The 9815-nt window shown below is 42.8% G+C and carries 11 protein-coding genes; 6 read left to right on the top strand and 5 right to left on the bottom strand.

Translation table 11 applies throughout. From position 1 onward, the window contains the following. Nucleotides 1-65 precede the first annotated feature (65 nt). A complete protein-coding gene (locus tag BMX11_RS23800) occupies nucleotides 66-1049 on the top strand; it encodes an SDR family NAD(P)-dependent oxidoreductase (RefSeq protein ID WP_090890034.1) in 984 nt (327 codons plus the stop codon). A 383-nt stretch (nucleotides 1050-1432) separates the two neighbouring features. On the opposite strand, the gene BMX11_RS23795 is transcribed toward BMX11_RS23800, so the two are convergent. Then, complete coding sequence (locus tag BMX11_RS23795) at nucleotides 1433-1744, bottom strand: hypothetical protein (protein ID WP_090890032.1); 312 nt, start codon at nucleotides 1742-1744, stop codon at nucleotides 1433-1435. 74 nt (nucleotides 1745-1818) lie between these two features. Further along, nucleotides 1819-2256 carry an Hsp20/alpha crystallin family protein gene (locus tag BMX11_RS23790; RefSeq protein ID WP_090890029.1) on the bottom strand — a complete coding sequence of 146 codons (438 nt, stop codon included), beginning with the start codon at nucleotides 2254-2256 and terminating at the stop codon, nucleotides 1819-1821. A 397-nt stretch (nucleotides 2257-2653) separates the two neighbouring features. Here BMX11_RS23790 and BMX11_RS23785 point away from each other — a divergent pair, with 397 nt between their 5' ends. Further along, entirely contained in the window at nucleotides 2654-3169 is a 516-nt protein-coding gene (locus BMX11_RS23785) for a DUF3891 family protein (RefSeq protein WP_090890026.1), read from the top strand. A 315-nt stretch (nucleotides 3170-3484) separates the two neighbouring features. After that, a complete protein-coding gene (locus tag BMX11_RS23780; protein WP_090890023.1) occupies nucleotides 3485-3937 on the top strand; it encodes a GNAT family N-acetyltransferase in 453 nt (150 codons plus the stop codon). An 80-nt stretch (nucleotides 3938-4017) separates the two neighbouring features. Here BMX11_RS23780 and BMX11_RS23775 read toward each other — a convergent pair whose 3' ends face one another. Beyond that, nucleotides 4018-4554 (bottom strand): hypothetical protein, encoded by a 537-nt coding sequence (locus BMX11_RS23775; protein ID WP_090890020.1) that lies wholly within the window; start codon nucleotides 4552-4554, stop codon nucleotides 4018-4020. Between the two features lie 129 nt (nucleotides 4555-4683). Between BMX11_RS23775 and BMX11_RS23770 the strand changes: the two genes are divergently transcribed. Next, the gene (locus BMX11_RS23770; protein ID WP_139180262.1) at nucleotides 4684-4986 is read left to right on the top strand and encodes a hypothetical protein; all 303 of its coding nucleotides are present in this window, start codon (nucleotides 4684-4686) and stop codon (nucleotides 4984-4986) included. 381 nt (nucleotides 4987-5367) lie between these two features. On the opposite strand, the gene BMX11_RS23765 is transcribed toward BMX11_RS23770, so the two are convergent. Together BMX11_RS23765 and BMX11_RS23760 are read right to left on the bottom strand one after the other, a co-directional pair. Then, nucleotides 5368-5763 (bottom strand): hypothetical protein, encoded by a 396-nt coding sequence (locus BMX11_RS23765; RefSeq protein ID WP_090890037.1) that lies wholly within the window; start codon nucleotides 5761-5763, stop codon nucleotides 5368-5370. A gap of 190 nt (nucleotides 5764-5953) precedes the next feature. Next, entirely contained in the window at nucleotides 5954-6433 is a 480-nt protein-coding gene (locus tag BMX11_RS23760) for an ankyrin repeat domain-containing protein (RefSeq protein ID WP_090890016.1), read from the bottom strand. Nucleotides 6434-6666: 233 nt separating this feature from the next. On the opposite strand from BMX11_RS23760, the gene BMX11_RS23755 reads away from it, so the two are divergent. Both BMX11_RS23755 and BMX11_RS23750 read left to right on the top strand, forming a co-directional pair. Then, the gene (locus tag BMX11_RS23755; protein ID WP_090890013.1) at nucleotides 6667-7221 is read left to right on the top strand and encodes a YciE/YciF ferroxidase family protein; all 555 of its coding nucleotides are present in this window, start codon (nucleotides 6667-6669) and stop codon (nucleotides 7219-7221) included. 11 nt (nucleotides 7222-7232) lie between these two features. Then, nucleotides 7233-9425, top strand: a complete 2193-nt coding sequence (locus BMX11_RS23750) for a catalase (RefSeq protein WP_090890010.1) — start codon at nucleotides 7233-7235, stop codon at nucleotides 9423-9425. Nucleotides 9426-9815: the final 390 nt, after the last annotated feature.

The raw sequence follows: 9815 nt of genomic DNA, 5'->3' as shown, positions 1-9815 counted from the left end.
CAACACCAGCAAACATTTCAGTAAATCTGGTGTTGCAGAATAGAATACCTTGATCAATTATCACTATGCAAAAACATAACGCAACATCCAGCCTTTCTGGTAAAACAGTAGTCATTACCGGAGCATCCAGTGGGGTAGGACTGGCCACCGCCGAAGCCTTCGCCATATCTGGTTGTAACCTCGTGCTTGCTTCAAGGGGAGAGCATGCTTTGAACGAGGCGGTAGCCTACTGCAAAAGCCTGGGCGCGAATGCCGTTGGTATCAGCACAGACGTTTCAGATGAAACCCAGGTGGCAACGCTCGCTAGGCAAGCACTGGCCTTAAGCGGAAAGATCGATTACTGGGTAAACAATGCCGGGGTAATGGCCAGTGGCAAATTCGAAGAAATACCTATCGAAGTGAGTCACCAGGTGGTCAAGACCAATTTACTTGGTTATCTCAACTGTGCGCATACGGTTATCCCTATATTTAAACAACAAGGCTATGGCATATTGATCAACAATGTCTCCATTGGCGGATTTATGCCAGCTCCATACAGCGCAGTGTATTCAGCCACTAAATTCGGTATCAAGGGCATGATGGAATGCCTGCAGGGTGAATTGTCCAACGAGCCCGATATCCACGTCTGCAACCTTTACCCACAGATCCAGCGGTCCACAGGTAATATGCACTCTGCCAAATATTCCGGACTGGATTTCAAGATCCCGCCATTCGCAGCCGACCCCCGTGATACTGCCCAACAACTTCTTAAACTCGCTATTCACCCTAAAAGAGATAAATTCCCTGATTTTGCTTCCTGGGCACTCAAGACCATGCATGGCATTTTGCCAAAACTACTCGTCAATACCGCCTCATCCGGGATGCGAATGATGATGGAAATCAAGGATGGCGAACCAACAAGCGGAAATGTACTAAAAGCCTCTGCACCGCCATATCAGATCTATGGAGAAACCGTCATACCTGTGCCCTCCAGGAAAACAAAACTTGGACTCTGTATTGGAATAGCTGTAGGTTTGGGACTGCTATTGTTCTCGGGTAAGAACCGCTAAAATTGACCCCAATGCAAATTAAAGCGGTAAAACCCAGCATCCCATTACTGTTCTAAAAAGAAAAAATCTTTTTCAACGGGGTGGAAAAGATCATGTGTGTGATCAAGTAATAAATAACAGCAAAGTATGTTGTAATGATATTTTAATCATTAGATAATCTCCACCAAGGTTATCCTTGAATGTATATTTCAACGAAACTGGTTCTTGCCCAATGTTGGTGGTCAATCTGCTATTTTGAAAGTTGTTTATGCTTTCATGTTCCAAAAACCCACTTCTAATTTTTATCCTAATCTAATTTCAGGTTCTTGTTTTTGCTTTGAAAATATATATCAATGATTTAAATGTTTTTATCTGAATAAACCTTTTCTCTTTCAAGTGAAAGGTTAGGGTTGAGGCAGCGGAAATCCTGTGTTTTCCAGGTGGGCAATCCGGAACAGTTCTTTTGAAATCAAAGCTACGTTTTCTTTGAGCTCGTCCACATTGCAAACCATCACCCCGATGGGCACAGGCAATTCGCCGATTTCTTCCAAAAGTTGCACCGTTATACCACATGGTTTTGATACTTCGGCTTTACCTTTTAACATAGCAAATATGGAGGTCGCTGTTTGCTGATCGGTGCCCAGGGAGAATTTGGCATAAGGCAATGCACCATTTGGTGTTTGCAGGGAGAGCGAAATGATAAAACTCTTTTTCATAACAAGTTCTTGAGATAGGTGAAAAATGAATGAAAACCTCTAAAGGCATAAATGCCGCATGAGCGGCATTTATGTTATTGTATTTCGATCTGTCGGGAGACTGCTTTAGCTTCCTCTTTTTTAGGGAGCTCCAGTTTCAGTATACCCTGATTGTAGCTGGCCCTGATCTTTTCAGTGTCAGCAGATTCAGGCAATGTAAATGCCCTGGTGAAAGCTGAGAAGCTGAACTCTTTTCGGTTGTAGGTTTTGCCTTCAGCAGTCTGTTCCTGATGTTGAGTCGAAATGGTAAGCATATCTCTTTCTATTGAAACCTTAAAGTCTTCTTTTTTGAGCCCGGGAGCTGCAAGCTCAATCTGGTAAGCTTCGCTTGATTCTGAGATGTTGACTGCCGGTACACTGTTCATTCGACGCTCAGTAAAGAATGTGTCGCCAAGAACCGACTCGAAGATGTCATTAAAACCTGGTAATAATGCGTTGTTCTTTTTTTCTGGATTGAATTTAACCAATGTCATAGTTGATTCTCCTTTTAGTTTTAAAATTTAAATGGACTATTAATTAATTATTTTCTTTGGAAACTTTTCTCTAGGTTTCAGTTCCGTTTTATGTTAATCAAGTGTTGTGCCAATGCCTATCAGTGGCATTTTGAAGGGACTGAGGAGGTTTTTAAACTGAAAAAAAATCATTTTTACTGAAAAATTTTCACTATTGCCTGAAATTTTTTCAGTCTCTGTTTTTTAGATGTTATCCGCCGGAGGTTAAAGGCAGCTTTGATTTCTTTCTCAATCAATGCATGAGCGGAAAACTGGCTATATAGAAATGAGTTGTTTGCTGCATAAAGATGGCCGTCTTTATGTAGCATCAGATAATGTGCATCAATTATAGGGATCATCGGTATGGTTCATTGGCCAGATGAAACCTGAACTTTTATTAAGGCGGTTTTTGGCGACTTGCAAGGAAATGATGGATAATGGCTTAAGTAAAAGCCGTTTCATCGCGCTGCTTTTTGCGAGACATATTTCCTTTACTCACAGATCCGAACCCTCGGCCAGGCCTTATTTGACAAGCCTTAAAAAACTGGAAAAGCAATGGATTAAAGAATCTGGTAGTAGCAAAGCTGAGATAGATAGCTCTTACGCATTGCTTGAATTCTATGATGCGTTTTCATTGCTCATTTGCCAGAACCAAATTCCGCCACAGGAGCGCCGTCCGGAAATCAGTATTGGACCCAGCGGTACTTCTTTTCAGTTTTTTCAGCAACAAGAACGGCTAATTGTTATGCCCTGGCCCTTTGAACCCGACAGTTTTGAGGTAAGTTATGAGCGACTGGTTCTAACTCAAATCAACTTCCAACGTGATAAGGTATTCAGGGAAGCCTTGAGGAAAGCAAAAGTGAAACTATGTAAGGTTATGATCTCCAGGCACTAATTATTGTTTAATAGCCCTGATAAAATGAATTTTTGGTTTCAAAACTTTCTCGGGTAATCAATGGTTATAAGCATGATGAGAAAGTTAGATTCATTTGAGTGGCTCTTGGTTTGCCTTATATTTGCCACCTTTATTACGGGGATAATCGTATATGTAGAACGCAGTAATGATACGGCAGCGATTCCAAAACGTTATCCCATTGTGGCTGTATGCCGCTAGTCAATAGTCCTCCAAGCGATATGCCTGTAAAATCTTCGACTCGTTTTAAGTGACCTCAATCTGATTTCTATTTTCTAAACAACTATTTCAACGCAAATGAGAGTACCAGAAAAACTTCCTGATTATCATTATCAGCTCAATCCAGATTTAACCACCATCAACTGGCAGCGGGTGCTGGAATTGTTTCAGAAAATCAATTGGAAGCATCGTTTGAGTGATGAAATAGAAACGGCTTTTGGTATGAGTACCACTACGCTTTTTATCTGTCAAGAAGAGGAAATTATCGCTTTTGGGCGAATTGTAGGTGATGGAAGATATTATGCCATGCTTGCTGATGTTGTAGTAGATCCCGCATACCAGGGAAAAGGCTTGGGTAAGTATCTGGTCACTGCTTTAAATGATCAGTTAAAAAATTATCACTTTGTTAACCTGAGTGCCGCGCCGGGTGCCGACCGTTTTTATAAAAACCTGGGTTGGAAGAAGCAGACTACCGCTTTTATATGGCCGCAAGGCCCCAAGCAGCTTCGCCAGCATTGCGAAAAGGATTGATGCAATCTTTTAGGAACCCACACGAGGTTTACGATGGTGTATAAAATATCCAGTCTACCAGAATATTATTCAGGTTTCTGTCACTCCGTTAGACGACATTGGGGGCTTGATTGTATTTTTTCTTCTTTTTGCTGAACCAGCAGGCGGTAGCTAAGCGTAGCAAACACAGCAAAAACAATATGAGCGGGCATGCGTTGAAGGTAAAAGCGTCCAGGGTTGATAGAGGTAGGGAAAGGATGAAGCTTAAAGGTTGCTTTCCAGATCCCCATTCCCACTGCCCCGCTGATCAGCCCAAGCAGGATACTGTTTTTTAGATTTGGTTTAACTCCTGAATCAAACAGAGAAGAATAAACACTGCAAAAAGCTGCGCCCATACCCAAATGAGCCGTCCATCCCAATGCCTTGTCTGTGTTTTTCGAAAAAACAGGGTCGAGCCTGGATATCATTTTCCCAAGGTGATGGGGCTCACTGAAGTTTTGTCCAATCAGCGACATGAGCTTGCTGGAAACTGTCATCATTGAAGTTCCACAGATAGCGGAAATCAATATTCTGCCCACTTTGCCAATACCTTGGCCACTATGGATTCCCTTAACCTGATTTTGATCCTTCGCTTTCATTGCTTGTTTCTAACGGTCTGATATTCATGACAACAGGAAAAAGAGGTTAATAGTTTTCAAGAGTTTAGATCTATTACTGAAAGTAATACTGTATTAGCAAGATTTTAAGCCCACCTAAAATTTCAGTTGGTGTTATTTGAAATTTGTTGTCTTTCAGAATTTAATCGTGAAGTTTTTGTCAAGGTAAACAAAAATCGAAAACCTTTTCCTGCATTACCTGGTTGGAGTAGTATAGCACTGTTACCAGAACTACAAAAAATGGAAAAAGATAAAATGAATGTTGAAGAAATTCCTCGAAAACTAAAGAAAGAAACTGAGCTCCCTGCAGATGTTGATTACCGTGGTGTAGGTGGAGAGGCAAGCATCAATCGTCAGGATGACGGATCGTATGAACCTAAAGAAAAACAAGACAATTTAAAAAAAGCAGAATGAAATATCTGAAAGTGATTGGGGATTTCTAAACATTGTGGCTTGATTAGACATGAACACTTTCTACCACGCGCTTAACCGCTAAAAGAGATAATATGAAAACCATTTTTGATTATACTTCCACTTAGCCATTATCTTAAAGAAAGTTCTGAGTGAAGTAAATTACTGGATCTGGCAAGATTACTTGAATTTAGATGCTGCCATCAAGAAGCTTCGATAATCTGGGAGCAGATTCCGGATATATACCAGTTGTACCTTAACGGTCACGATAGTCAGATTCTGCCCTTATAACTACAACTCACAAAAGAAGGTGAAGTTAATTAGCTAATCTCTTCAGGTTGTGTAACTTTTTTGTGTACAGGTTGGTGGTGTATTCTGCCTCCGCTATTGATTGGTGTTTTCTATTTTTTTAAGTTGAAGTTCAGTCTTTTCGGCTTCGATTTTTTCTTTTTTAAGGTCTATCCTGATCAGAGAATATAAGCTCATGTAGATATTCGCTGTCCAGACAATAGTGAATCCTGCAATCACCAAACCCACCCAGTCGGTATATATCAACTTGTATCCGGTAATGACCAGCAATAAAAGGGTTACATAATGACTGAAACAATATTCGCAGGTAAACACGTAAAAGAACTTTCGTTTCCAGATTCTGTTACAGGATTTGGACTTTAGCGAGCAAAATTCCCGCGATTCCCTGAAGACTTCTTCTTTAGTGATGGTCCAGGCAATACACGCAACTACTGCTGCAAGGATTAGAAAGGTAAAAGGGTTATTTTCCATAAGGCTATCTTTTATAAGCAGAGGGATTGCTCTGTCAGTTATTTGAAAGATGAACATTAAATTGTCCGGAAAAGTTTAATTGTTTTGCGGTATAGGACTTGAACCAGCACAGGGACATAAAAAACTCCTGATTGGATAGTAACTTAACTTTTCTTGCCAAATCTTGCGCGCTGCTATATCATTGGGCAAATTAGCTTACCGCTGTTAAGATTCGCAAACCCTCCTCATTGCCCTGCATCTGGGCAAAAGTTAGGGCGGTCTGTCCTCGGATATCTGTTTTTTGCGGATCAGCCCCACTGGCCAGTAACAATTCCAATATCTCGTTTCTGCCAAACATAGCGGCAAACATCAGTGCGGTGCCACCATTCCCATGCTGAAGGTCTAAACCGGCCCCGTTCTTAATTAACAGGCCGGCGATGTCTTTATAGCCTTTAAAACTTACGCCCATTAGCGCGGTATTACCGCCGTAATCAGCGGCATCAATGAGGGCCCCGGATTCAATCAGCCATTCCGCGGTCTCATAACGATTATTATAGCAGGCAATAATGAGTGGGGTATAACCTTTTTGGTCATGATGATTGATGTCTGCGCCCATTTCTATAATTTCCTTTACAACATCCAGTTCACCTTTTCTGGCTGCCAGTATAAGGTATTCATTTAGGTTTTCCATACCCCTTAAACTGCTGAATAGAGATAAAAGTTTGAAACAGGATATTCATTTGTATATCCCTGTGATTTATGGCTTGGTGCTAAACTTTTTTGCTGTTGTTAGAGTTGTATCGGTATGATAAAAGCTTTAGTGAAGCATGATACCGATAGGGGGATAAGCGTAATCTATCAGCCAGGATAACCAATGAGTTCGCTAAATGACGGGAAACAGAAACTATCAAATTAAAATATACCATGAAAAAGAAAGACACCGGCACTGAGCCTAAGTTGGCCACCAAAACTAAATCGGACAATGACCCAGCTTTGCTGGAGCTTTTTTCCGATAGCATTTGTGATTTGTATTGGGCTGAAAACCATTTGGTCAAAAGCCTGCCTAAGATGATTGCAGCAGCAGGTGCTGCGGAACTGAAAAATACCATCAGCAACCACCTGGAAGAGACGCGCACACATGTGAAACGTCTGGAGCAGATTTTTAAACTTTTGGGAAAAGACCCTATAGCCAAAAAATGCGATGCTATGGAGGGACTTGTCAGAGAAGGGGAAGTAATTGTGGAAAGTACTACCCAGGGGACAGCCACGCGTGAGGTGGGAATCATTCTGGCAGGGCAAAAGGTGGAACATTATGAAATCGCAAGTTATGGCGGCCTTTACCAGTTGGCGAATACGCTTGGCTTACCAGAAATAGCAGAGATCCTGGCGCAGACACTGGAGGAAGAAAAAGCTGCCGATTTGAAATTATCAGCAGTAGCGGAAAATGAAATCAATTATCAGGCAGCTCAAGAGGCTTAATCTTAAAAATAATGGCAAAGAAAATAACCAATAAGATTCCGCTTGTTCATCAGCAGGAAAACAAAAAAACTGAGCAGTTAGAATCCTTTGTTGCCCAATCAGTTGGAAAAGAGATGAGCAGCAACACCGGGGTGAAAATTAATGATGATCAGAATTCTCTCAAAGCCGGAGACCGCGGGCAAACATTGCTCGAAGATTTTCTTTTGAGGGAAAAAATCACCCATTTTGACCACGAGCGGATACCTGAACGGGTGGTACATGCCCGTGGGTCGGGTGCTCATGGAGTATTTAAAGTTTATGAGGATATGTCAGCTTTTACCAAGGCAGCATTTCTCTGTGATCCTACCGTTGAAACCCCCGTCTTTGTCCGGTTTTCCACTGTTGCGGGTTCCAGGGGTTCTACAGACCTTGCCCGTGATGTTAGGGGCTTTGCCGTAAAATTCTATACCCAGGAGGGCAATTTTGATCTGGTGGGCAATAACATGCCTATATTTTTCATCCAGGATGCGGTTAAATTTCCTGATTTGGTCCATGCGGTAAAGCCCGAGCCCGACAATGAAATCCCACAGGCAGCCTCAGCCCATGATACTTTCTGGGACTTCATCTCCCATATGCCAGAGTCTTCTGCGATGATTATGTGGTTAATGAGCGACCGTGCACTTCCAAGAAGTTACCGCATGATGGAAGGGTTTGGGGTACATACATTTAGGTTGATCAATGCTTCGGGGACATCAAGTTTTGTTAAGTTCCACTGGAAACCTCTTCTGGGAGTGCATTCGGTTGCCTGGGATGAAGCCCAGGTGATATCGGGTAAAGATCCCGATTTTCACAGGAGGGACCTTTGGGATGCAATTGAGGCAGGCGCCTTCCCCGAGTGGGAACTAGGCGTGCAGATTGTTCCCGAGGAAGATGAATCTAAATATGGATTCGATCTCCTTGACCCAACCAAACTCATACCGGAGGAACTTGTCCCAGTCCAACGCATAGGAAAGATGACACTGAACAGAAACCCGGAGAATTTTTTCGCGGAAACAGAACAGGTCGCTTTTCACGTCGGGCATGTAGTACCCGGAATTGATTTTACCAATGACCCTTTACTTCAAGGCCGGCTTTTCTCGTATACAGATACCCAGTTGATCAGGCTTGGAGGCCCTAATTTTCAGGAGATCCCAATCAATAGGCCCGTAGTTCCGGTACATAACAATCAAAGGGATGGTTATATGCGGCAAACCATTAACAGGGGCAAGACCAGCTATGGTCCAAATGGTATTGCTGAAAATGATCCCCACCAGGTTACCGCGGCCGACGGAGGGTATGTTAGCCATAACGAAAGGATAGATGCGCAGAAAATCAGGGCCAGGAGCAGAAGTTTTTTCGATCACTTTTCTCAGGCCAGGTTGTTTTTAAACAGCCAGTCTGATGCAGAAAAAAACCACCTGTTGGATGCTTTCAGCTTTGAACTTGGTAAAGTGAAAATGGTTCAGATACGGGAACGGATGTTAGCTTTATTAGCCCATGTAGATGCTGGCCTGGCCGCAGAGGTGGCTTACGCGTTGGGGTTGTCTGTGCCTAATATTTCCTTAACGGAACTTAACGGAAGCATTCCAGCAGATGCGGATAAAGCCAGTTATACTCCTGAACAGGTTAAAGAAAGCCCCTTCAAATCCGATGCCCTGAGTATGGCTGGCACGGTAAAGGATAGCGTGTCGACGCGCAAGGTTGCTATTCTTGCCGCCGATGGGGTGGACGGAAAGGCCTTGTCAAAGGTCAAAGATACTCTGGTATCGAAAGGTGCCGTAGTACATGTCATCGCCCCTAAGCTTGGTTTTATCATTTCGATGGATGATACACAAATTGCTGTTGATGAGAGCTTCTTAACGGCTGCTTCGGTTCTATATGATGCGGTTTATGTTCCTGCGGGAGCTAACAGTGTGGCCACGCTGGAAGCAGAGGCCAATGCCGTACATTTTTTGAACCAGGCCTTTAAACATTGTAAAGCGATCGCAGTAGATAAGGCAGCGATTCAAGTGATCGAAGCGAGTTATTTCTTCAAAAAACTTCCAGAGAAATATGCTGCGGAAACAGCACTGGAAGAAGGGGTATTGGTTTCCGAAGACCCCAGTAAATTAAGTGATCTTTTTGCCGAAATGATTTCGCGTCACCGCTTTTGGGATCGAGAGTTGCCAAGAAAGGTCCCCGCATAGAAAACAATTGATATCAATACAGGAGATAAGATCGTTAAAGCGATCTTATCTCCTTTTTATGGTGCGCCGGGCATGGCAATCGACTATAGGGTTAGAGTCCCGAACACGCTTTGCAGTAGGAAGTGTTAGCTAGAGACAAGGGTGTCGTGGGTGACTGCGAATCTGAAGGAAGTCCGCGGCAAATATGGGGGCTTACGAACAGAAACTGTATATAAGGCGTATTTAGTCCGGGTGATGTTGCCATACAAACAGAAGCCCAATACTGCACGGGGACTATTACGTAAATACAGGGGCCACATCCATAGGAAGTAGATTGTTTTACCCCGGGAGATCTGAATGAGTTCTGTCAAGAGTAAGCGCGATTACAGGAGAAGAAACATTTATCAGAGA

It is taken from the genome of Pedobacter rhizosphaerae (genome assembly GCF_900111155.1).
Lineage (GTDB): Bacteria > Bacteroidota > Bacteroidia > Sphingobacteriales > Sphingobacteriaceae > Pedobacter > Pedobacter rhizosphaerae.
This window is presented reverse-complemented; position numbering and strand designations above follow the sequence as displayed.

Coding starts and splice junctions, on each gene's coding strand:
- BMX11_RS23800 (WP_090890034.1), top strand. CDS start 66: ATGCAAAAACATAACGCAACATCCAGCCTTTCTGGTAAAACAGTAGTC.
- BMX11_RS23795 (WP_090890032.1), bottom strand. CDS start 1,744: ATGAAAAAGAGTTTTATCATTTCGCTCTCCCTGCAAACACCAAATGGT.
- BMX11_RS23790 (WP_090890029.1), bottom strand. CDS start 2,256: ATGACATTGGTTAAATTCAATCCAGAAAAAAAGAACAACGCATTATTA.
- BMX11_RS23785 (WP_090890026.1), top strand. CDS start 2,654: ATGAAACCTGAACTTTTATTAAGGCGGTTTTTGGCGACTTGCAAGGAA.
- BMX11_RS23780 (WP_090890023.1), top strand. CDS start 3,485: ATGAGAGTACCAGAAAAACTTCCTGATTATCATTATCAGCTCAATCCA.
- BMX11_RS23775 (WP_090890020.1), bottom strand. CDS start 4,554: ATGAAAGCGAAGGATCAAAATCAGGTTAAGGGAATCCATAGTGGCCAA.
- BMX11_RS23765 (WP_090890037.1), bottom strand. CDS start 5,763: ATGGAAAATAACCCTTTTACCTTTCTAATCCTTGCAGCAGTAGTTGCG.
- BMX11_RS23760 (WP_090890016.1), bottom strand. CDS start 6,433: ATGGAAAACCTAAATGAATACCTTATACTGGCAGCCAGAAAAGGTGAA.
- BMX11_RS23755 (WP_090890013.1), top strand. CDS start 6,667: ATGAAAAAGAAAGACACCGGCACTGAGCCTAAGTTGGCCACCAAAACT.
- BMX11_RS23750 (WP_090890010.1), top strand. CDS start 7,233: ATGGCAAAGAAAATAACCAATAAGATTCCGCTTGTTCATCAGCAGGAA.